This window comes from Bradyrhizobium murdochi (assembly GCF_000472965.1).
Classification (GTDB): domain Bacteria; phylum Pseudomonadota; class Alphaproteobacteria; order Rhizobiales; family Xanthobacteraceae; genus Bradyrhizobium; species Bradyrhizobium murdochi.
The window spans coordinates 142,419-165,117 of record NZ_AXAU01000015.1 but is presented as its reverse complement, the minus strand read 5'-3'; the positions used below and the strand labels follow the sequence as shown (position 1 = coordinate 165,117).

Here is a 22,699-nt window from a genome sequence, read left to right as displayed (position 1 = left end):
AGTCGATGGATTGGGAGCGGGTTTGGATATTCCTGGAAGTGGCGCGTGCTGGGCAGATCAGCTCGCGAAAAGCCAGTTCATCTCACGCGAGTGTCGGGACAGCCGTCAGCGGTCGGAACTTACCGGGCAGCATGACGCGGCACAGGGCCTCGGTGAAGAAGAAGTCGCCGAACATGGTCGCGCTGCGCACCCCCTCATTGTGCGGCTTCGAGTAGCAGGAATTCTTTAATAAGCCGCGATGCGACCCCTCTCGCGCGAACTCATCGCGGCACAGCGCTTCCAGCATCGCCAATCCCTTCTCAGTCCACGCTGAAGCTGCGGTGCCATCGGGATGCAGCCGCCCCAGTTCGAGCAACGCGGATGAGATCACGGCCGCTGCTGCCGTGTCCTTAATGTCGGCGTCGGCCTCCGCCGCATCGAAGTCCCACGGCGGGACCTGACGTCCAGCGAGCCGCTTCATATGGTAATTTGCAAGTTGTTCCGCGAGGTCCAGATATCGGCGCTGCCCGGTCTCTCGCGCGGAGTTGACATAGCCGTAGATGGCCCAGCTCTGACCGCGGGTCCAGGCGGATTCGTTGCCCGCTCCCTGGAACGTATAGCCGCGCTTCCGCGTGCCGCTCACCACGTCGTACTCCACCGCATGATAGGTGGAATGATCGGGGCGAATGAAAGCCTTTGCGGTCATGTCGGCATGCGCTTCGGCGGCCAGGCGATAGCTGCGATCGCCACTGTAATTGGTTGCCCAATACAGCAGCGAGAGATTAGCCATGGTGTCGATCGCTGAACTGCATTGCCCGCGGGGGTCGTCCAGCGGACCCCAGGAGGCGAGATACGCGCCGCTTCGCGTGGTGATAATCCGTGCCCGAAGCTTGTCAGCCGCCCTCATCGCGAGATCCGCATACCAGTGATCGTCAGTGATCACGTGCGCGGGGATAGCGCTGCTGTCAAATATGAAGCCGATATCGTGGGTGTTGGGGTCGTCCGCGCGCTGAGCCACTAGCCGCATGCGTTCGCGCGCCCAGATCAGGTATTTCGTCTCCTTGGTATGCAGATAGCAGGTCAACAACAGGCCCACCCAGAAGCCGCACAGCCAGTTGCCGTGGCTCCAGGCTTCGCCCTTATAGCCAGCAGACAGCGAAGCCGGCAGCTTAATCCAGGAGCCGTCCGGTGCCGTGACATGCGGAAATTCGACGCCCAACGTCGGCTCGTCTTCGGCCACTTTGCGAGCCATGACGTCCAGGACCTCGGTGAACAGTCGCCGCTGTGCGGCAGTGAGCTCGATCGAATTGTTGGTGGTGTCGGGCATGCTTCTTTCCGAGAAAACATAGGTTAGGTGAGATCTTCGTGGCGGACCGCCAAATGGGTTGGAGGGCAGCCATTTTGGTTGCTCGGCGATCGGATCAGAGGTTTAGCGTGGCGAGGCTTTGGCGGAATTCGATCGGCGATCGGGTGGTGTGCTTCTTGAAACAGCGGCTGAAATAGGCGGGGTCCTCAAAGCCGAGACGATCGGCGATCTCGGCCACGCTGATATCGGAGTGCAGCAGCAGCCGCTTGGCCTCTAACATGATCCGCTCGCGAATGAGCTGGGCCGCAGTTGAACCAAGCGCTTGGCGAGTGGCTTCGTTGAGCGCGCGCTCGGTTACCTTCAGAAGCCTGGCATATTCCGCCGTCTCGTTGATGGTGCCGAAATTCTTCTCCAGCGCGCTCTTAAAGCGGCGTGACAGGAGCAGGTTTCGGGACGACAGGTCGGCGATGGCGGAAGGTACGGCTATACGCGACGTCTTCATGAGGAAGATCCGCAAATAGGACCAGATCACATCCTCATGCCCGGTCTTCTCCGCCGTGTATTCTTCGATCATGGCGTCCGTGATTTGGCGGAGGCTCTCGGCCTGCATATCGTCCAAATAAAGCGCATTGTTGAGATTTTCGAAACTGTAGATCGGAATGTCGGTGAGCGAATGCCGGTTGTGGACTCTGAAAGCGAAGAATTCCGGGCTGAAGCTGATGGTGTGCCCGATCGCGTCTTCCGAGAGCGTGAAATCATGGATCTGCCCTGGGGCCATGAAGAACAGGCTGTTCGGCCGGACTTCATATTTGACGGAGTCGATGATGTGGCAGCCGGTGCCGCGGGTCACCCAGACGATATGATAGAAGTCGTGCCGATGCGGGTAGGGCAGCGTCGATTTCATCTTCTCCAGCGGTGCAAAATGGATGTTGAGCGACTTGATCTCGGAGCCGTAATCGTAGTGCTCTATCTTCACGACCGGCAGTGAACAACACGGTTTCCGGTGCGCTGGCTCGCCTCGTGAAACGAAGGAGCGGACTGCCGCCGGTCGTCGGCCCAGTCTCGCCGGTGATCCTTCTACGTCATCCATCGGCTCTGAGGACGCCATGGTTGGTAATCGTTGAGTTCTGAAAACGATTTCAGTCATTTTTATAGCATCAGTCGCGTTAATATGCCAGCCCCGTTTTCTTGAGGATTCGCCGTCTGGCGAATTTCTGCTGCAGTGGAACGAAGGCCCTGTCTGAAACGCAGATACTTGTAAGCCGAAAGTCCGCTGAGGACTGCCTCGCCCGTCTGTTTGCGGACCATCGTATCCAGGATCAGGATCCGCTGAGAGATAGCCGAAAGCGTCCACTTCCGTTTCGGTGAAAGTGCGGGTCACCGCATGCGTTCGGCCAATCTCGAACTTGCTGAAGCTCGGTAGCCGCCAGGTTTCCGGCTTGGTTGTGATGATCACGAGGCGGCCTTATTGGTAATGGCTATCCCGCCGTCAGACAATGCGTCGATCTCGTCCGCTGCATAGCCAAGCTCGGCCAAGATTTCCCTGGTATGTTCGCCTTGCCGCGGTGGCAATCGACGTAGCGGTGGCGCTTCGCCATCGTAGCGGACCGGATGCGCCAAGAGCCGCACCTCGCCCGCTTGAGGGTGCTCGATCGTCATGATCATGTTGTTATGTGCGACCTGCGGATCGGTTTCGACCTCCTCATAGTCATTCACCGGCGCGTACCAGATGTTGTGCGCATCGAAGATCTCCATCCACTCCGCCGTCTTACGGCTCTGCACGCGCTCATAGACGATGTGATGGATCTCGTCGCGCCGACGCATCGGATCCTTAGGGTCGTTGAAAGCTGCTAGCTTCGGATGGTCGAGCGCCGCTGCCATCTGCGATATAGGTGTTAGCGAGATCGCGATCCAGCCGTCCGCGGTGCGATAGATCCCGTACGGAGCGGGGTGGAAGCGGCTGCCCAGCGGCGGGTCCGTGCGCGCCCAGAGCCGGCCCTTGTTGAGGTAATAGGTAAACGGCTCAATCTGCAGATCGAGGGCTGCATTGAGAAGGTTGCTCTCCACCAGCGCGCCGCGTCCGGTGCGCTGACGCGAAAGCAGGGCCGAAACGACGCCGAACGCTGCAAGCGCGGCGGCGTGCTGATCGACAATTGCGGAGCCAACCGGGGTCGGCGGCGCGTCGGCCCCGCCCGAGAGCATGGTCATGCCGCTCATCGCCTGCAGCAACATGTCCTGGCCAGGCCGTTTCAAGTAGGGGCCGGACGATCCATAACCCGAGCAGGAGCAGTATACGAGGCGGGGGTTGACGGCCTTCATGTCTTCATAGCCGAAGCCAAGCCGCTCCAGGACGCCCGGGCGGTAGTTTTCAACCAGCACGTCGGCTTCGCGCACCATGTGCAACACGATCTCTTTCGCCTTTTCATTGCGAAGATCTAGCGAGAGGCTCCGCTGATTGCGGTTGCCGAGCAGAAAGAAAATGCTCACGCCTTCCTTGAAGGCATCGAATCCGGACCAGCCGCGCTCAAATGCGCCTCCAGGAGGCTCGATCTTGATTACGTCCGCCCCGGCGTCAGCCAGCATCTGCACGGCCGCAGGCCCCTGCAGAAAGTGCGTGAAACTCAAAACCTTAATGCCCTCGAGCATGGAAACCTCATGGCTGGACCCAGCAGTTGTTCTCAAACGTCAGCGCTCACGCTTTGCTTTCATTCGCGCGAGATGATCGTGCGCTGCATTTCGGATGTGCCTTCCACGATTTTCAGCACCTTGGCATCGAAATTTGCCATCAGCGGCGAATTGGCGACCGCAATCGACACGCGATAGCTCCTCGAGCACGATAATGAAGGACAGCCATTCGCCGCCGCCACCGCCATACACGCAGGGTAGGGCAGGCCGGCAAGGCCGAGCCTGCAAGCCTTATTTCGTACAAAGATACTTCTTCTTTCCACAACTGCTGGGACCAGGGCGCGATCTGGCTTTCCGCGAAACGCCGAACGGAATTGCGGATCATCGCGTGCTGATCGTTCAGCGAATGGGGCATGCTCATGGGATCACTTGGATTTCTCGGAAGGCGAATTGTCGGTGAGCGCTTTTTTGGGCTTGCGGCGCGCGGCAAAGGCGCGCAAACCCGTGCGGGCGGCAGTGGTGCCGAAGTTGACGGCGTAGTTCGCGGCCTCCAGATCCAGTCCCGCATTCAGCGGGATCTCGGCGGCGCGGTTGACGCTGCGCTTGGCCATTTCCATGGCGAACGAATCGTGCGTCGCTAACTGTTCGGCAAAGGCCAGCGCCGCCGACTTCAGCTCTGGCGCGGAAGCGAAAACATGAATGAACCCAAACTCCCGGCATTCCGCGGTCGTATAGTGGCGCCCGGTCAACACCATTTCCTTGGCGCGCCCCAACCCCATCTTTCTGACCGCGAGCTGCGTTCCGCCCCAACCAGGGATGGTATTGAGTGTAATCTCCGGAAAGCCAAACCGCGCCGTATCGGACGCGACGATGAAGTCGCACGCCAGCGCGAGCTCGAAGCCGCCGCCCAATGCATAGCCATTCACCATGGCGATAGTCGGCTTTGCGAATTCATATAGCCTGAACAGGACGCGCTGACCACTTTGCATGTCGCGATAGGCCTCGACACCATTCATCTCGATAAGGCCACCGATGTCGTTGCCAGCCACAAAGGCCTTTTGACCCGCCCCCGTGATCATGACGACACGGGTCGCGCTATCCCGCGCAGCATCGTCAAGCATGTGGTCCAGCTCGTGCATCAGCGCCGGCGTGAACGCATTCATCTTGTCGGCGCGATTGATGGTGAGCAAGCGAACGGCGCCGAGCTGCTCCATCAGCACCAGGCTGTCGCGGTCAGCTGTTTGCATCAAAGGACCTTCAGGTAGTTGTTGCCCGAGGCCGCGGTAGTGCCGCTCTCTGATTCGTGACCTCGTAGTAAATATGCAGGTGTCGCGCTCCTCATCATTCTCACGCACCACCAGCTTTGCGGTGACGGTGTCCCCGAAATAGCCCGGGGCATCGAAGGTGACGCCATATCGGTAGGCACTGCGCTTCCGGAGCCTTTGCTACCATATATCCCGTCACGGTGGAGGGAAGGCCGACCGAGACCGTTCCCTGCGCGATCCGCTTCTTGAGGCGCGTATTTTTGGGGTACTCCTCAGTGAGGTGTACGCCGCAGAAGTCGCCAACAATGTCTGCGAATGCATATACGTCATATTCGGCCACGGTCTTCGCGACGTCGGCGCTATCGCCGATCACATAACAGTTCATGATAGGTCGCTTGGCCATGATGTTGGATCTGATCTTTAGAGCTGCCACTTCCTGATCGTCCCGACATCTGCGAACCTGGAAGTAAGCTTCGGCTGCCGTGGACGTGTGGGCTTACTCTTCCAAATGTTAGAAGCGACCCTGTACCGGCGTTAGGACAGTTTGTGCGAATGCTTGGATTTTTCGGCAATCGCGTGCAGAGGGGGGCTCGAAGGGGTGCGCACTTGTCACCGCAGAAGCGATTGTGCGTCGCGGCGATGATCGGCGCGCTATCCAGATGCCGATGTCACGTAAAAAAGTACAAGAAATTCGGAAATGCGTCCTAACGCGTTGCGCTCTGTTCGCCAATACTTTCGCTCAATTGAAGTCTATCGTCGTATATCAAAAAAAGCGCGAAGAGGGAGCGGCAGCGTGAAACATTTGGCGTGACGCTTTGGGTCCATCCTGGGTCAAGGCGCCAGCGGACCGTCTGCCCGTGATTACACATGGCGCGGTGCAGGACATTACCGACCTCGCGATGATCGGGCTGGCATTGTCTTCGCCCTCTATGGCGGCGAAGTGCTCTCGCTAATCAGGACGGAGAACGCGTGGTCGGTGCCGACCTCGATGGTCTACCCTAGTTTTGCCGTTCCGGTCGGCGGTGCACTGCTCATTTTGCATGCGCTGGTGCAGATGGTTGTGTCGCGCCTGTCGCCCGGTAAGTAGAGACACCCGTCGGTGCGTCGGAATATCGAGCCGCATCTAACAGTTGGGGAGGCGCGATCGTGTGGGGTCTTCATGTTGGCAACGTCCTTCTTGGGCTCGGTGCGCCGGTTGCGATCTCCATTGCAATTGCGAGCGCGCGTGCCGTCGGGTCGACTGGCGCGCCACTGCTGGTCATTCCACTGCAGCTCTTTGCCAACCTGTATAATGTCGGCCCGCTGGCGGTTCCGTTTTTCATGGATGACAATCGCTACGAACTTCGCGGCCGCACCGACATCGATCGCGGCAGGCGGATTGTGCGCGGTGGTGGCGGATTGCGGCTCTTTGCGATGCGACTTTTGATTGTCGGACTTGGGCTGACGCTGATGCCCGGATTCGCCGCCGCAAGCGACGCGCTGAAGGTGACGAATGCCCGGGTTTCCGCATCCGATCAGATCGGTATCGATCTGCCGCTTTTGCTGACAATCAAGAACGATGCAGCCGAAGCTGACGCTATCTTGCGCGTCCGCTGTCCATTCGCGAATTTTTCGGAAAAGCACACTGTTGATCGCGGCGAAGGGGCGCCCGCCATGCGTGCGATTAAGTCAATTCCGATTCCGGAGAACGGGACGCTCGAGCTCAGGCAGGATGGATACCACGTCATGCTGCTACAGACTCGCCACAAACTTGTCGACGGCGAGACGTTCACATGCGCCGTCGTTTTCCAGAAAGCCGGAACAAAAGAAACGGAGGTGCAGGTTTCACGAACGCCTTGATCTCAGTGGACCGTCGAGCCCGCTGATAAGGCTTCTCAGCCGAATGCCCGGACGCGTGCCGGACGTTCGATCAACATATTATATCAACGGAGGGCACTACTCATGGAGCGATTGTCAGATCACGCAAGAATATCGACGCGAGCGCGGCTGGTTGCGGTTGCAATCGCCGCGGGAGGCATGCTGGCTGCAGCGCAGGTCTGTGCCGCGGATGAGGTCACTCAGGAACGGCTGCTCAATGTCGGCAAGGAGCCGGGCAATTGGCTTCATCATCATCAGAATTATTCGGCTCACCGGTTCTCTACTCTAAAGGAGATCAACCGCGATAACGTGAAGAACCTGAAGGTCGCGTGGACCATGCACCTCGGCGGGGTCGAAGGCGGTGGGATCTGGAGCCATGGCGGGCTGGAAGGCACTCCCATTGCCGAGAACGGATTCCTGTACGTGACTGATGGCTGGGGCTCGGTCTACAAGATCGATGCTCATGGTGGCCGTGGCGTGCTGGTCTGGAAGATGGATCCCAAGACGGACCGTGACTGGGCTGGTGCTGTGGCGTGCTGCGGCGTCGACAATCGCGGCGTCGCGCTGTGGGGTGATCTCGTCATTTCGCATACGCTCGATGGTCGGCTGATCGCGACCAACAAGGAAACCGGCCAGGTTGCGTGGCAACGGACTGTGGCCGATCCGGACAAGGGCGAGGTCATCACCGGCGCGCCACTGATCGTCAAGAACATGGCGATCACGGGAGTTGCCGGCGCGGAGTACGGCATTCGAGGCTGGCTCGCCGCCACCGACCTCGCCACCCAGAAGGAGGTCTGGCGCACCTACACAATCCCGGGCAAGGGCGAGCCCGGTAGCGAGACCTGGAAAGACAGCAACAACGCGGCCGCCTCCGGCGGCGGTTCGACTTGGGTTACCGGCAGCTACGATCCCGCCACGGACACGATCATCTGGGGCGTCGGTAATCCCGGGCCTGACTGGGACAGCGCCTATCGGCCGGGCGACAACCTCTACACCGACAGCTCGCTCGCCCTTGATGCCACGACCGGCAAGATCAAGTGGCACTACCAGCACACGCCGAACGATCCCTATGACTACGACAGCGTGGCAGAGAACGTGCTGGTCGACATACCCGGACCGAGTGGCCCGCGCAAGCTCGCGCTCGAAGCGGACCGCAACGGCTTCGCCTACGCGATCGATCGCACCACCGGCAAGTTCGTGTGGGGGGTGCCGTTCGTTAAAAAGGTCACTTGGACCAAGGGGCTCGACCCGGAGACCGGCAAGCCGATCGAGTACGATCCGAACAAGCCCGTGCAGACCTACATCGCATCGGTGACGCCGAGCCGCACCAACATGGAAACCGACATCTGCCCCGGCAACATGGGCGGCAAGAACTGGCCGCCGACGGCCTATAATCCCGACCTGAAGCTTTGGTACATCCCAGTGATCGAGAGCTGCAATCGCGTCAAGGTCGAGGTGATGACGCCGGAGAAACTGAAGCCGCGTGAGTTCTGGACCGGCGGCGGCACGAGCCAACCGTTCAAGATCACCGGCAGCGTGACCGCGATCGATGTGACGACCGGCAAGATCGCCCAAAAAATGGAAACGCCGTTCCCCAATCTGGGTGGCATGTTGGCCACTCCCGACCTCGTCTTCACCGGTCAGCCGTCCGGCGAAGTGATGGCCCTTGACGCCAAGTCGCTGCAGAAGCTTTGGGAGTTTAATACCGGCGGCGGCGTTAACGCGCCGCCCATGACCTTCACCGTGGAAGGCAAGCAGTATTTCGCGATCCTGGTCGGCCTGGGCGGCGCCTGGGACAAATGGTTCATCGATTCGACGCGCGAGCTGAAGAAGATTCAGCCGGGGTCGATGCTCTACGTGTTCGCGCTCTGACCTGCTCGCAAAGGAGGGTCCGTTAATCCGGACCCTCCAACCTTTTCGAAAAGAGACGGTATGATGGCTTTCAACGCATCCCCGGCGGCGACGAGTGTCCTGCTCGTGAGCGTCGTCGCGCTGAATCTTTCGATGTCAGGCCTCGCCTATGGTCAGGCGGCGCAAGCAGCAGTGTCGGACCCGACCAATGCCGGCAAGGCCGTATTCAGCAGGGCCAATTGTGTGGGCTGCCACAAATGGCACGGCGATGGCGGCGGCGGCTACGGCGGTGATGCGCTGTCGCTGCGCAAGACCGAGCTGACCAAGGAGCAGATCATCGAGACCGTGGCTTGCGGCCGGCCCGGGACGGGCATGCCGTTCTTCGTGCGAGGCGCCTATGACACAACCAGCTGCTACGATATGACGCGGCAGGATGTCGGTGAACGCATGCCGCCCGAGGGCGGCACGTTTCTGCGACCGAACGATATCGCAGCGGTTGCTGACTATGTGATCGCCCACGTCAAGGGCGCGGGCGAGCCGACCTACGCTCAATGTACGACCTTCTTTGGCAACACGTCGCGCGTATGTGACATCTACAAGGCGGGTGCGGAATCATCCAGCAAGACGGGGACTGAGGGCTCGAAATGAAATCGGCACGTCGCGCCGTGATGTCGGTTGGGGTCTTTCTTGCCGTTGGGATGCAAGCCGCTGTCGCGCAGGTCGAGCCCGAATATGACATTCGCGATATCACCGTTGGCAGGCCCGTCCATATAGTATCGGACGCCGGCTACGCGAATCTGTACTGCGCCAGGGATCCAAAGGCCAAGCTGCCAGCTTGGTCCGCGTGGGATGAGTGCCCGACCGAGCGCGATGGGTTGCGAGCAATTCACTTCGAGTTCGATCCTGAGACAAGCCGAGAAGGCACGCTAATTGCGGGTCATCCGGTGCTTTTGACCGTCTTCATTGACGGCAAGGGCATCGTATCGGGCCTCGATATCGAAACCGATCCGAATGCAAGACTGTATGCTCGGAAGAAGGCCTTTCTACTCGCTGCGCAGGTCAGGTCTCGTTACGGCGGCGAAGGGTGGACATGTACCGAAGGGAAGGCGCAAGCCGACGAGCAACCGGTCGGCGGTGTTTTCATCCGCGACACATGCAGAAAGTCACTGCCGGACCGGTTGCTCACCGTCGAGCGCAACTTGTTCAGACGAGCCGGCCGAGACCTGAGGGACTTCGTTGATCGGACGTATGTTCGGATTACCCGGGAGATGCAATAGGGCTTCTCTGCCGAGCCGGTACCTTGTGGTTTCCACTTCTTCAACTTGCGTCATCGGGCTTGGAGAGTTGCCGAGGATGCAAGAGGGCGTGTGCTCGATGCGCAGGCCAAGCTCAGCCTCTCCAGGAAACAAGAGATGAAGTGGAACGCGCCGAAGATCGTAGAACTGCCGGTGGGCATGGAAATCAACATGTACGCCTGTGCCAGCGCGGTCGGTAGGCTTCGTTTGAGGTATTTCGCTTGTTGCCCGATCGGCCCGGTGCAGGTCAGCGGCGGGCGGGTGCCGTAACTGTGGGAGTTAGCGCAGCTTTGCGATGCTGCCACTCGTTTTCACCGGAATGCAGTCAGTTCAATCGCCTCGAATTCGTCACGTAAGAAGGTTTTTGGCAAATGGCAAAGTTAAACATCAACGGCAGAGATCTCTCCGTGGATGCGGCACACGATACGCCGCTGCTCTGGGTCATCCGCGAGCAATTGCAGATGACGGGTACGAAGTTCGGCTGCGGCGCGGGTCTCTGCGGCGCCTGCACGGTTCACGTCAACGGCGAAGCCGTCCGTTCCTGCCAGACCATGGTCAGCGACGCCGTCGGGAAAAAGATCACCACCATCGAAGGGCTTTCCGCCAAGGGCGATCATCCGTTGCAGAAGGCGTGGATCGCCGAACAGGTGCCGCAATGCGGCTACTGCCAGTCCGGCCAGATCATGCAGGCGGCAGCCCTGCTCTCCAAGAATTCCAACCCCACCAAGGATGAAGTGATCGCGCATATGGACGGCAATCTGTGCCGTTGCATGACCTATTCGCGCATTCAGAAGGCGATCATGCGCGCCGCATCCGAAATGCGTACCGCCTCCAACGCCCGTACCGAACGGAGGGCCACATGAATAAGCACGTGAACGTCATCGAGCGCGCGCCCACCGATCTCAGCCGCCGCTCGTTCCTGGTTGGCTCGGCCGCCACCGGCCTCGTGCTCGGCTATGCCGCCGTGCCCGGCATCGATCAGGCACTCGCCGCGCCCTCCAATTTCGAACCCTCGGTCTGGTATTCGATCGCGCCCGACGGCATCGTCACCGTCACCTGCGGCAAGGCCGACATGGGCCAGCACATCGCATCCACCATGGCACAGATCGTTGCCGAAGAGCTCGGCTCGAACTGGAAGGACATGCGGGTGCAACTTGCGTCCAACGATCCGAAGTTCAACGACCCGGTGCTGGGGGCGCAGATCACGGGCGGAAGCTGGAGCACGATGATGAATTTCGATGCGATGAGTCGCGCGGGCGCCGCGGGGCGGATCGCACTGACGGAAGCAGCAAGCGGCATCATGGGCGTGCCGGCCGGCGAACTGGTGGTGCGTAGCTCCACCGTCTCGCATCCGAAGTCGAAGAAGTCGATGAGCTTTGCCGAGATCGTCAAGAGCGGCAAGATCACCAAGACCTTCACGCCGGATGAGCTCAAGGCGATCAAGCTGAAGACGCCCGATCAGTACACCATGGTCGGCGTGTCGGTGCCGCAGCTCGACATCCCTCCGAAGGTCAACGGCACGGCCAAATATGGCATCGACGTCATGCTGCCGGGCATGGTCTACGGCAAGATCGTCACTCCGCCGATACGCTATGGCGCGACCGTGAAGTCGGTCGACGATTCCGCTGCAAAGAAGGTGCCGGGCTTCATCAAGGCGGTGACGCTCGACGACAAGACCGGCAGCACGACCGGCTGGGTGGTGGCGGTGGCCAATACCTATGCCAACGCCCGCAAGGCGGCGGACGCGCTGAAGATCACTTATGACAATGGGCCGAACGCCCAGCTGGCAAGCCAGTCGTTGCTCGACGAGGCCAAGCGGCTGCAGGCGCTCGACGATTCCGGGCAGTTCTTCGTCAAGGACGGCGATACGGCGGTGGCCTTCGGGACCGCGGCCAAGGTGCTGGAGTCCGAATACACCACCAGCATCAACATCCATGCGCCGCTCGAGCCAATGACCGCGACCGCCGAGTTCAAGGGCGACATCCTGCACATCTATTCCGGCAACCAGTTTGCGACGCGCACCGGGGCGATCGCGGCCGCAGCGGCCGGGATCGATCCGAAGTTCGTCGTGATGCACCAGATGTGGCTCGGCGGCGGCTTCGGCCGGCGGCTCGATGCCGACATGATGGTGCCCGCGGTGCAGGCGGCGAAGGTTGTCGGCAAGCCGGTCAAGGTCATCTACTCGCGCGAAAACGATATGACCATGGACTATTCGCGCCCGCTGACCTACCAGAAGGTGAAAGCCGGGTTGGACGCTGACGGCAAGCTGATCGCGCTCAATCACGATGTGGTCTCGGCCTGGCCGACCGCGCGCTGGGGAATCCCGGATTTCCTGACGCCTTCGGTCGACAAGAAGGGACCGCTCGACTCGTTCACCGTGAATGGCGCGGACTTCTTCTATTCCGTGCCCAATCACAATGTCCGCGCGATCAAGAACGAGCTGGCGCACACCGCCACGCCGTCAGGTCAGCTGCGCTCGGTGGCGCCGGGCTGGACCTTCTGGGCGGTCGAAAGCATGATCGACGAACTCGCCCATGCAGCCGGACAAGACCCCGCCCAGTATCGCATTGCGCTACTGGACGGCAAAGGCAAGAACGACGGTGGCGCGCAGCGGCTGCGCAACACGCTGCTTGCGGCAATGGGCATGGCCGGCTACGGCACCACCAAGCTGCCGAAGGGCGAGGGCATGGGCATCGCCTGCGTCTCGTCGCAGGAGCGTAACACGGCAAGCTGGACCGCCTGCGTCGCCCATGTCGCGGTGGCGCCTTCGGGCGAGGTCAAGGTCAAGAAGCTGACGGTCGCCACCGATGTCGGCATGCAGGTGCACCCTGACAACATCCGCGCCCAGGTCGAGGGCGCGGCGCTGTGGGGCCTTTCGATCGCCATGTACGAGAAAGCGACGCTGAAGGACGGCGGTATCGAACAGACCAATTTCGATACTTATACGCCGCTGCGGATGAGCCAGACGCCGGAAGTCGCCGTCAACGTCATCGCCAATGGCGACAAGCCGACCGGCGTCGGCGAGCCGGCGGTGACGGTTGTGGCGCCCGCGCTCGGCAACGCCATCTTCAACGCCTGCGGCGCGCGCATTCGCTCGCTGCCGATCACGGCGGAAGCCGTGAAGAGCGCGATGAAGACGTAAGCCCCAGTCACAAGCACCCGACAGGGACGACTCGCCGGGGGGCCTCTCCGGCGAATTTTTTTCGAATTGCACTATCTGAAGCGGACAACCGAATAGATCGGTTAGTTCGGTTCCCGTATTCCGAGGATCCCCGCAAATTGTCCTGTTTAACGGGGAATTCGACTAAGGAGACTGGCTTCGGCCGGCCGCACGCACCAGCGCTTGCTTGCCAGGTTGATCGAGGGCGGCCTGGCACGCCGGCTGCCGATCCGCATTGGTTTCGGTATGACAAAACTTTACCAGGCCGCCACAGTCAGCTGTTTGCATCAAAAGTCCTTCAGGAAGTGCTGCCTGACGCCACGACAGAGCCGTTCTGGTTGGTGACCGCGTGGCAGTAAAGATGCAGGTGTTGCGCTCCTCGTCCTTCTCACGCACCACCAGCTTTGCGGTGACGGTGTTCCCAAAATAGACCGGGGCATCGAAAGTGACGCCATATCGGTAGGACACTGCGCTTACGGAGTTTTCGTCCATAGCATGCCATCGCACCATACGTGCTCAACCTGTCCCCATTCGCAGGCGGCTGCGGCATCCGGGAAAAACCCACGTCCATGGAGGTTAGCACTTGTATTGCAAAGCAGCGGAATGCCCGTGAGTTTTTCGTATTCCACGAGAAGTTCGGCGATTTTGTGCTGAGAGGTTCTGCAAACGGTCTGCAATCGCGCAGATTGGTCGAGATGTACAACAGCTGGGATCTTTTCGCGCCATTCTGCTCGTGTCTGGTGATCGAAAAGCATGTAAGGGTCCGGCGTTCCAGGACTGAAAATATCCGGCGCACGATCCTCCAGGCATATCGGCGCCACCGGCCGGAAGTGTTCGCGAAGTTTGATATCATTGAGATAATCCTTCATTCGCGGCGAAGCTGCGGCTGCGAGAATGCTTCTGCTACCCAATGCCCGTGGTCCAAGCTCGGCGCGGCCGGCAAGGAAAATTACGGGCTTGTTGTTGGCGAGAATCGTCGCAAGTTCACGCATGCTACACGGCGCGCCCTCCCATTCTGGCGGGACATCGCGAGCTTGCAGGGCTGGACCACTATAGACCGACCATTCCAACGGCACGAAGCCCTTGTCCGCCGCTAGTGCGGAGCAAGCGGCGCCAATTGCCGAGCCACTGTCATTCGGAAAGGGCGGCACCCAGACGGCATCGAACAGGCCGCTGGCACGTAGTGCACTGTTCCATTTGATATTGAGACCGCAGCCTCCGGCTATACACAAATTGCGCGGCGGCAAACACGAATGCCGCTGCAAAGCAGTCGCCATTTCGCGGAGGAGCAGACGCTCAAGAAAACAATGAAACGATGCGAGCACATCTTCGGGTGCCTTGGCCTTCAACAGGAGCGCGCTGGCCTCGAAAAAGTCATGCACAGCCCCAAGTGGGGAGCCCACGCCACGCGAGGCCTCCGCGCTGTAACGATGGACAAGCTCAGTGTTGGCCGCAAAGCGCTCCTCATAGAGCTTCTGAAATACCGTGACGATTTCTTCATCAACAGACCCGAGCGCGATGTAGGCCATCAGCTTGCCGGCAACACCGAGGTCCCAGTCGGTGCGGTTCGCCTGCTTAAACGGTCCGAAGTGATGGCCCGCGGCAGCATAGACTTGGCCAATCATCGGGAATAGGCATCCGAGAAACCGGGCTGCGCGGCGTTCTACATAATAGAGACGTGGAAAAGTGCCGCCGTCCCACACCAGGCAGAACGCGGGTTGTCCGGCTTTGGCAAAGGGACTAGTGCAGTATGCTGATGCCACATGCCCTGTGACGTGAGGATAACTTTTATAAGGGAAGACCGTGTCGCCGAGCATCAGGCCAAAGCCGTCGCGCGAAGTGAGAAAGCCTTCGGTATGGCGCTCAAAATACGTCGCCCCTTTTAGAGTGATAGGCGCCGCCCCACTGAGGACGTGGAACTGCGAATCTACCTTCCCCCACCAGCCGTCGATGACGAACTGATCGACATCCCCCACGTCCAGACCGTGCTCCGCCAAAGCGAGAACAACTGCATCGAGATTGTCGATGCGTTGATACCGCGGATTGTTGCTCCGCTTTTCCTGCTCGACACAGAAGACAAGCCGTCCATCCTCGACAAGAGCGATCGCTCCGTCATGCGTCAGCTTGATACCGCAGATGCGCATAGTTTCTCCATAGCTAACGCTGACGAATTCGATTCGTATCGAGTGAACCAGACGCTGAAAGCATGCAAGTAAGCAGCCGGTGAACGAGTCTTCCTGGCGCTGCTCGCGTCGAGCTCAATCAATCTTTCGTTCCAGATGTCTAAGGTCGTCTCCCAGCGCGAGATCCGATTACAAGACACTTCGCTACCGCATTGCATGATTTGGGCCACCGGGATTCAGAGGAATCCAACGCCGTTCCCGGCTCAAACTCGCGTTCGCAATCAGCTTGGCGGGTTCCCAACATTGGCACGTGTGTTTTCGGACAGGAGCATGCGTGACGCCCATCAACCGTGAAGCGTTCTCCGAAGTAGGCCGCGAGCCGGATTTTCCGTCTCGGGCGATTTATCCGATTTGTCAGGTCAGGAGTTGAGGTGCCGCAACACCCGACCTTCCATGCACCGATCTTCGAGAGCTATCGCGTAGACGCCAAACAGGGGAAGGAATCTGGTTTTGCTTTTCAGTAACCTCGGCATCGACCGATCGTTCGACTGTCTCGTTTCTCGGCATGGCCCCTGAAAGATCAGGAGCGTCTCGGCTATTGGCATGAATATGACGCGAGAGAAAGCTGTCAAAGATGCAGGCACCACATCGCGAGCGGCGGTTCGCGCAACGGAAGGGTAGAAAGGGCGTTTCGCCGACGTCAAGACGCTTTGTCGAAATCCTTGGATTCCTAAGAAGCCTCATCGATGGCTGTCGCATGGATTTGTTGTTGCGCTGCAAGTATTCGTCACCGACGCCGTGAGGATAATAAAACAGCCATATAGCGTTTCCGCGAAGTCATCCCATTTGATGCGCCTGGTAAAGCACCGAAATATTTGTGCGGTGAACGTCGTGTTGCTCGTTTCTGACTCCCGCTTCCAAGTACATCTCGTCAAAAAGTACAAGAAATATGGAAAAGCGTCCTAACGCGGAAATTGGCAGATCGCCATACTTCCCCCAATCGGCGTCAATCGCCGCTTCATAAAAATACCATGGGGGGAGACACCGTGAGCAGCGCATTGCACAGTATTGTTGGATCGTTCTCAGTCTGCATCTTTGTCTGCGCGCTTGCGGTCGTTGCCGGTGCGCAATCGGCCGACAAGATCGTCATGATGCTCGGCCACACGCTGGCTGCGGACAATCATTATCAGCTTACGGCGCTGGAATTCGCCAAGGCTGAGACGAGCGGCGGGATAGGGATCCAGATTGGTCCGCGGTCGCAACCCCGCGGCGAAGTGCAGATGATGCAAGAGCTGCAGGCATGATCGCGCGTGTTGCACGCTCGACCGAACCGCCGTCGATTGATGCGGCCGTGAACAGACAGAAGCCGATGGGCGGAATATGCCAGAGCGTTGGATCGTCACTGGCCAATTTGCCAAGGCGCCGCTTACTTGATTGCCAAATATGACGCGACTGCGCCAGACGCGATCCTATCCTGAAGTGTCCCCATCGATATTCGTAACCGATTTTCACCAGCCGAGCGAACCGGACAAATGCACGATATCACTCACCCCACTGCTGCCCCGATCCAGCCAGAGAAGCTAGTTGTCACTAGGAGAATGACGGTCGGTCTCGGTGGAGGCGTAGCCCTGGAGGCGTATGACTGGAACATCTACGGCGTGATGGCCGCGTTTCTGTCGCCGCACTTCTTTCCTTCCGGTGATCCGATCACCTCTCTGCTCGCGGCGCTCGCGGTGTTTGGAGCGGGATTCCTCGCGCGGCCGCTCGGGGCTGCCTTGCTTGGTCCAGTCGCAGATCGGATCAGCCATAAGCGAGTAATGATGATCTCGGTGACGGCGATGGCGCTGTCCTCATTGCTGATCTCCATCTTGCCGACCTATGACGATATCGGCGTCACGGCAGCTGTGGCGCTGCTTCTTATTCGAATCGTTCAAGGACTTTCCCTTGGCGCCGAGTCGGGTGTCGCGAACGCGATCGCGATCGAACTAGCGCCACCGGGCAAGGAAGGGCGTTACCTTGGCCTGATCGGTGGTACGTTCATTCAGCTGGGCGCAATCGGGGCCAGCATGGTCGCCTTTCTGGTGAGTGCCTCGGTGGCACCTGAGGTGATGCGCGAGTGGGCGTGGCGTATACCCATCGCGTTTGGCGGCGTGCTCGGCTTGTTTATCATTTATCTGCGGACAGCCATGCCGGAGACTTTGGTCAATCGCGCGATGCATCGCCAAGATGAGTTGTCGCGCATTCAGGAAACGACCAGCGGCATATGGAAAACGCTCTGGAGCGTTCGGCTCTCGTTGCTCGCGGTCATTCTGGTCATCGGATCGGTGCAGATCGCTAACTACGCATGGATTGCGGGTCTGCCCAATATGGCCAATACGGTGTTCAAGGAGAACAGCACCTGGGTGTTCGGAATCCTGACGCTGATGGGGCTAACCTGGATGGTCACCGCCCCGTACGTGGGCGCCTTCGCAGACAAGATGCGACCCTCCCGCGCGTTCACGCTGCTGCGCCTGCTGCTCATCCCGTGCTTCTTTCTTACATTGGTCTATTCGGAGAAGAGCATCTCCACTTTTTTCATCGTGATGGTGTTCGGCGGAGCTATCGTAGGCTTCAACATGGGGCTTTACAACTTCATCGCCACCACGCTGATGCCGCGTGCCGTTCGGACGACGGGGGTAGCGCTCGGCTATGCTTTGGGCGTCTCGTTGTTTGGCGGGACTTCACCTTATCTCATGGTGTGGTTGCAACGCGAGCACATGACCTGGATATTTCCCGTCTACGGATCATTGATAGCGCTGCTGAGTGTAGTGGTCTATCGCATCGCCAAGAACCGCGGCCGCGTCTACATCGGCAACTGAACCCGTCTGTCTGCCTACTCCGCGCGCCGCGGCAAGGCGAGCGGAGGAATTCTGTTGGAGCCAAACCTTGTCGAGAAACGGATATCTCTCCGAGCGCACGAGTATGCTGGCGCATATTGCGCAGACCCGAGGCGCGACAACTCAGGGCTGCCGCACTGGGCGCGCATTGGGCACGGAGAATGGACGTTCACGCCCGATGGCGCTTGGACAGGAGGGGCGTTCGTCGGCGAGCTTTGGCTCGCGGCTATTGCTGAAGCAGAGCGGTCCCCAAATGCCGACGGGAATTCAGCGCTGCGCCGGATGCTGCGGCGCTCCTTGCAATGGACAGTCTTCTAGGGCTTTGGCTTCTATCACCGTGCCGCACTCGGAAGCATCATTCCTCAGAAATAAAGCCGGGCGCGAACTTGCCCTCCAGGCGGCAAGGTCGAAGAGGCCAGTGCTGTTGGGGCTGCGGAGAGCAGCAGCCACTCGCCCTAGGCGACAAGCCTGGTTTACTGAGCCTTGGCCCAGCTGGGCAACTCTCAGGTGGAGGCGGTCGCCAACGCTTACATGCGGCGGCTGCTCGAAATCCATGTGCGTCCGGATGATTTGGTCACCCCATCATCCACGCTCGACCCTCCCACCGGTAAGGTGGGCAGAACGCACACACACACACACGCAAAGGCTACATCGACGTCAGCATGGGACGTGCGTAGGTATGGGCTATGCTGTACACCGGCTATGCCGCCATGGTTCGCCCGACGGAGCCCCTGTGGCCGCGTGCTGGACTGGCGGATCGACCATGTTTCCGTGGATCTGGTTTGGGACTTCGACGATCCGGCAATCCCGAACACCAGCCGAGATACCGCGGCCACGGCCATCGCCGCGGTATTGGCATTATGGCTGTCTGGCCTAGCACTTGGGCTCACGAGGCGCCAAGTACCGATATTTCGCGGAGCGTACCGTGACGAGTTGATCGCGCACAGCGTCGGCTCCGGCATACGAGCGACCGCCTGGAATTCTTACAAATGGATGCGTTACCCAAAGAGCAGTCGTGCGCGATATCGACACTGCAGAGAAAGTCGAGTTGATCTTCGATAGCTACTTCTTCGAAGTCTTGCATTCTGACGGGGCTAGCGCCGGCTGGCCGGATCTACTGAATATGCGCCGAGGCCGCAAAGTCCGGGAGCTGTCTCGGGAGCGACTGCGGAAAACCGGCGGGTTGCTCTCAGGTAGGAATGTCGCCGACGTCACCGAGGTCCCAAAGAAATGCTTTTACGTTACGTCGAACTGAGATGCTTCGTGTCCACTGTAGGCGTGGTCTACAGCGTTACCTCAGCTGACGGAAGTACACGAGCTATCGTCTCCGCCAGAAGTGTTGCGAACACCCGTGTTCTCCTTGCATTCAGGGTCCCGCGCACACGCCACTATGACAGTACCATCATCCATTTGCTTGCCCTCGACGCTCAATCGGAATTCCGATCGCCAGTGACCTCTCGTCTATTTTGTCCATACGTCATGCGACTTCATCCAGTCGAAAAAGTTCAACGCTTTGCTGCCAAATCAATAGGACTCGGCGACGACTTCCCAGAACTGGAGTCCATCGAATGAAAACACCCTCATCGCCGCACTTCACGCCCGTGGATCTGAAGCCATATTTCAATGCCAGGCGCCGGGAGCTGGACGAGCGGCTCGGCAAGCGCGCGGGCGACACCGGCTGGATCGACTCATTGCGGGGGCCGCAGACGCATCGCGGCATCCCGTTTCTATTCGGCGACGATGCAGGGCCCGATGTGCTGGCCTTGCGGACTGGGGAGGGTCCTACCGAAATCTCACTGTTACCCACATTGGCCAGCTACGTGCTCTTTGTGCATGTGGTCACGGACCATCAACCCGTGAGGCCTGAAGGGTTTGGCGAGATCGGGCCAGCCGCGCACTCTGCGGACGGCAACCCGCTCGGCAATCGGGTGTCGACGTATGCGCTCCGATATGCCGACGACAGCGTCGCGGACGTGCCCGTGCTGCGGCGGTTCGCAATCCAGCAGAAACACATCGTATGGAGTGCGAGTGCATTCGGGGCCGTGCCGTTGCGTGGGCCCATCGTGCACGCGAGCACCGGAGAAAACTTCGCGCTCGGGCGAGCGGCGGGCACTAGCTTCATCAACAGCGAGGCTCGCACCGAATCGGGACGCATGGATCGTGAAGGCGAGAACTTGTGGCTTTATGCGCTGCCAAATCCGCATCCAGAGAAGGAGCTCGTGGGCCTGAGCCTGCGTCCGGAGCAAGAGGCTTCGCTCGTCTATGCGGTGAGCACGACACAGCTGTCGAGGCATCCGCTGCGCCTGCAGGGCCGTCGCAAGCTGAGGATGCGGCTGCCGCCCGGGGTGCATCTGAACAAGCTCGGCGAACTAGATGTCGACCATCGCGGCGAGCAAATCGGCATGGACCTGGGCTCGGTCATCTCCGCCCGCGCCGTACTTGAGTACTCCAGAACGGATTGGCTCGGTGACAAGCCTGACGTGCAGCCTGTGCGCTCCAATGACGAGATCATCGTCGAGTACTCCGCGCACCCCGACGCAAGGCTCTACCTGCGCTCCGACGACGGCCGCTTGCATGTTCAGGACCTTCAATCGCTGGGCGCCATCGGTAACGCAGCAGGCACATCGCTGGACGCGGTGCCCATCGAGCAGGCGACGCGACCCGTCAAGATCCGCATCGTTGAGAAGGTCAGCGGTGTGCGTGTCGCCGCACGCCTGCATCTCCACGGCGCGCACGGGGAGTATCTGCCGCCCAAGGGACACCACCGCAAGGTGAACACCGGCAGGTTCGAGAACTTCGCCGGCGAGCTGGCGAACGGCCTAAACCAGTACGCCTATGTGGATGGCAGCTGCGACGCAGACCTGCCGATTGGGCCCGTGTACGTCGAGATCAGCAGGGGCTTCGAGGTGCGGCCTGTGCGTCGCATCGTCGAAGTCACCACGGATACGGAAAGCCTTACCTTCGAGCTGGACAGAGTGCTGCGCTGGCGCGAACAGGGCTGGGTCAGCTCCGATACGCACGTCCATTTCCTGAGCCCGCAGACAGCCCTGCTAGAGGGCAAGGCGGAGGGTGTCAACGTCGTCAACCTGCTCGCGGCGCAGTGGGGCGAGTTGTTCACCAACGTCGCCGATTTCGACGGACGCACGACGATCGGGGCGAAGGATTTCGGCGGCGACGGAGAGTTCCTCGTCCGCGTCGGCACGGAGAACCGGATGCAGGTTCTAGGGCACATCTCGCTTCTCGGCTACGAAGGCGAGATCATCAATCCGCTCTCTTGCGCCGGACCGAACGAAGCGGCGATCGGCGATCCGCTGGAAGCGATCATGGCTGACTGGGCGGAGCGTTGCCGGCAGCAAGGGGGACTGGTCGTGATGCCGCACTCGCCCAACCCGCAGGCCGAGCGGGCGGCCGATATCGTGCTCGGCTTAATCGACGCGATGGAGATGATGTCGTTCAACCCGCTAACCGCGCAGATCAGCGCCTTCGGTCTGGCCGACTGGTACCGGTACCTCAACATTGGCTACCACCTTCCGCTGGTGGCAGGTTCCGACAAGATGGACGCGTCCGCGCTTCTCGGCGGCTCGCGGACCTATGCGCAGCTGGGCGCGCGCGATTTTACGTACCGCAACTGGATGGATGCTGTGCGCAGCGGCGACACGTTCATCACAGTCGGGCCGCTCGTGGACATGACGGTAGAAGGGCGGCGTCCCGGGAGCAAGATCGCGATTCCCCCTTCAGGCGGCACTGTCAGTATCGACTGGCGGATCGAATCGGTCAGCGTTCGCCCGACGCGTGTGGAGTTGATCCGCAACGGCACTGTCGTCGATGAAGTGCGATGCGGCGACTTGTCGTGCAACGGCCACCTCGAGCTGGGCGTCACCGAGTCCTGTTGGGTCGCTATCCGTGTTCGAGGCAGTGTCGCCGGGCGCGAGGCCGACATTGCGGCCCACACCAGTGCCGTGTATGTCGACGTCGGTGACAAACCCGTCTTTGCGACCGCGGACGCGGTCTCGGTCCTCGCGCAGATTGAGGGATCAATCGCCTACGTGGATACGATCGCACCCAAGACCGATGAAGCGCGGCACTCAAGGCTGCGGGCTGTCCTGGAGCTTGCACATCATCGCCTTCATCACAGGCTTCACGAACTCGGCGCCAGCCACGAGCATGTGCCGATCCATTCGGTTCACGTTGACCGCGAGCATTGATGAAACAAAAACGTAGGATAAAAGGATTCTGCTGTTCGTTTTCGCTTGTCTGTGTTGGCGTCGTCGCGTGGGCGCACCCGGACCATGGCACGTCCGGCTATGTCCCACTGGCATGCCATCGACGATCGATTTAGGCTACGAAGAACATTGGACGCTC

Annotated in this window: 16 protein-coding genes and 1 pseudogene; 11 read left to right on the top strand and 6 right to left on the bottom strand. The window is 59.9% G+C overall.

Annotated elements, in window-relative coordinates; all coding sequences use genetic code 11:
* Positions 1–82: 82 nt before the first annotated feature.
* The 4 genes from YUO_RS0125850 to YUO_RS41770 form a co-directional block, all read right to left on the bottom strand.
* On the bottom strand, positions 83–1,306 hold the full coding sequence (locus YUO_RS0125850) for a glycoside hydrolase family 88 protein (protein WP_028349872.1): 1,224 nt from the start codon (positions 1,304–1,306) through the stop codon (positions 83–85).
* 94 nt (positions 1,307–1,400) lie between these two features.
* Entirely contained in the window at positions 1,401–2,741 is a 1,341-nt protein-coding gene (locus YUO_RS0125845; RefSeq protein WP_198028092.1) for a helix-turn-helix domain-containing protein, read from the bottom strand.
* Positions 2,738–3,931: a CaiB/BaiF CoA transferase family protein gene (locus YUO_RS0125840; protein ID WP_028349870.1), complete on the bottom strand. Its 1,194-nt coding sequence runs from the start codon at positions 3,929–3,931 to the stop codon at positions 2,738–2,740. Before YUO_RS0125840 ends, YUO_RS0125845 begins: the two co-directional genes overlap by 4 nt.
* Positions 3,932–4,335: 404 nt before the next feature.
* Entirely contained in the window at positions 4,336–5,265 is a 930-nt protein-coding gene (locus YUO_RS41770; protein WP_198028091.1) for an enoyl-CoA hydratase/isomerase family protein, read from the bottom strand.
* Positions 5,266–6,115: 850 nt separating this feature from the next.
* Here YUO_RS41770 and YUO_RS46510 point away from each other — a divergent pair.
* The 8 genes and pseudogenes from YUO_RS46510 to YUO_RS0125785 all read left to right on the top strand — a co-directional run bounded on the left by YUO_RS46510 (position 6,116) and on the right by YUO_RS0125785 (position 13,320).
* Entirely contained in the window at positions 6,116–6,262 is a 147-nt protein-coding gene (locus tag YUO_RS46510; RefSeq protein WP_156908775.1) for a hypothetical protein, read from the top strand.
* A 233-nt stretch (positions 6,263–6,495) separates the two neighbouring features.
* A complete protein-coding gene (locus YUO_RS0125815) occupies positions 6,496–7,014 on the top strand; it encodes a copper chaperone PCu(A)C (RefSeq protein WP_235782830.1) in 519 nt (172 codons plus the stop codon).
* A gap of 102 nt (positions 7,015–7,116) precedes the next feature.
* Entirely contained in the window at positions 7,117–8,904 is a 1,788-nt protein-coding gene (locus YUO_RS0125810) for a PQQ-dependent dehydrogenase, methanol/ethanol family (RefSeq protein WP_051379661.1), read from the top strand.
* Between the two features lie 132 nt (positions 8,905–9,036).
* Positions 9,037–9,531 (top strand): c-type cytochrome, encoded by a 495-nt coding sequence (locus YUO_RS0125805; protein WP_028349867.1) that lies wholly within the window; start codon positions 9,037–9,039, stop codon positions 9,529–9,531.
* Entirely contained in the window at positions 9,528–10,160 is a 633-nt protein-coding gene (locus YUO_RS0125800; protein ID WP_028349866.1) for a hypothetical protein, read from the top strand. The genes YUO_RS0125805 and YUO_RS0125800 overlap by 4 nt, the downstream gene beginning before the upstream one ends.
* A gap of 135 nt (positions 10,161–10,295) precedes the next feature.
* A pseudogene (gene pqqA, locus YUO_RS48525) lies at positions 10,296–10,364 on the top strand (pyrroloquinoline quinone precursor peptide PqqA); the annotation flags it as partial.
* Positions 10,365–10,549: 185 nt separating this feature from the next.
* Positions 10,550–11,041: a (2Fe-2S)-binding protein gene (locus YUO_RS0125790; RefSeq protein ID WP_028349865.1), complete on the top strand. Its 492-nt coding sequence runs from the start codon at positions 10,550–10,552 to the stop codon at positions 11,039–11,041.
* Positions 11,038–13,320: a xanthine dehydrogenase family protein molybdopterin-binding subunit gene (locus YUO_RS0125785; RefSeq protein ID WP_028349864.1), complete on the top strand. Its 2,283-nt coding sequence runs from the start codon at positions 11,038–11,040 to the stop codon at positions 13,318–13,320. Before YUO_RS0125790 ends, YUO_RS0125785 begins: the two co-directional genes overlap by 4 nt.
* Positions 13,321–13,482: 162 nt before the next feature.
* Here YUO_RS0125785 and YUO_RS46505 read toward each other — a convergent pair whose 3' ends face one another.
* Both YUO_RS46505 and nodU read right to left on the bottom strand, forming a co-directional pair.
* Positions 13,483–13,830, bottom strand: coding sequence for a hotdog family protein (locus YUO_RS46505; RefSeq protein ID WP_156908774.1), 348 nt, complete (start codon positions 13,828–13,830; stop codon positions 13,483–13,485).
* Entirely contained in the window at positions 13,812–15,482 is a 1,671-nt protein-coding gene (gene nodU, locus YUO_RS41750) for a nodulation protein NodU (protein ID WP_035727625.1), read from the bottom strand. Before nodU ends, YUO_RS46505 begins: the two co-directional genes overlap by 19 nt.
* A gap of 1,025 nt (positions 15,483–16,507) precedes the next feature.
* Here nodU and YUO_RS46500 point away from each other — a divergent pair.
* From YUO_RS46500 to YUO_RS0125760, 3 genes are all read left to right on the top strand, one after another.
* Entirely contained in the window at positions 16,508–16,765 is a 258-nt protein-coding gene (locus YUO_RS46500) for a hypothetical protein (protein WP_156908773.1), read from the top strand.
* 294 nt (positions 16,766–17,059) lie between these two features.
* Complete coding sequence (locus YUO_RS0125770; RefSeq protein ID WP_051379660.1) at positions 17,060–18,319, top strand: MFS transporter; 1,260 nt, start codon at positions 17,060–17,062, stop codon at positions 18,317–18,319.
* Between the two features lie 1,586 nt (positions 18,320–19,905).
* Positions 19,906–22,542, top strand: a complete 2,637-nt coding sequence (locus tag YUO_RS0125760; protein WP_235782829.1) for a CehA/McbA family metallohydrolase — start codon at positions 19,906–19,908, stop codon at positions 22,540–22,542.
* Positions 22,543–22,699: the final 157 nt, after the last annotated feature.

Coding starts and splice junctions, on each gene's coding strand:
- YUO_RS0125850 (WP_028349872.1), bottom strand. CDS start 1,306: ATGCCCGACACCACCAACAATTCGATCGAGCTCACTGCCGCACAGCGG.
- YUO_RS0125840 (WP_028349870.1), bottom strand. CDS start 3,931: ATGCTCGAGGGCATTAAGGTTTTGAGTTTCACGCACTTTCTGCAGGGG.
- YUO_RS0125815 (WP_235782830.1), top strand. CDS start 6,496: ATGGATGACAATCGCTACGAACTTCGCGGCCGCACCGACATCGATCGC.
- YUO_RS0125810 (WP_051379661.1), top strand. CDS start 7,117: ATGGAGCGATTGTCAGATCACGCAAGAATATCGACGCGAGCGCGGCTG.
- YUO_RS0125805 (WP_028349867.1), top strand. CDS start 9,037: ATGTCAGGCCTCGCCTATGGTCAGGCGGCGCAAGCAGCAGTGTCGGAC.
- YUO_RS0125800 (WP_028349866.1), top strand. CDS start 9,528: ATGAAATCGGCACGTCGCGCCGTGATGTCGGTTGGGGTCTTTCTTGCC.
- YUO_RS0125790 (WP_028349865.1), top strand. CDS start 10,550: ATGGCAAAGTTAAACATCAACGGCAGAGATCTCTCCGTGGATGCGGCA.
- YUO_RS0125785 (WP_028349864.1), top strand. CDS start 11,038: ATGAATAAGCACGTGAACGTCATCGAGCGCGCGCCCACCGATCTCAGC.
- YUO_RS46505 (WP_156908774.1), bottom strand. CDS start 13,830: ATGGACGAAAACTCCGTAAGCGCAGTGTCCTACCGATATGGCGTCACT.
- nodU (WP_035727625.1), bottom strand. CDS start 15,482: ATGCGCATCTGCGGTATCAAGCTGACGCATGACGGAGCGATCGCTCTT.
- YUO_RS0125770 (WP_051379660.1), top strand. CDS start 17,060: ATGACGGTCGGTCTCGGTGGAGGCGTAGCCCTGGAGGCGTATGACTGG.
- YUO_RS0125760 (WP_235782829.1), top strand. CDS start 19,906: ATGAAAACACCCTCATCGCCGCACTTCACGCCCGTGGATCTGAAGCCA.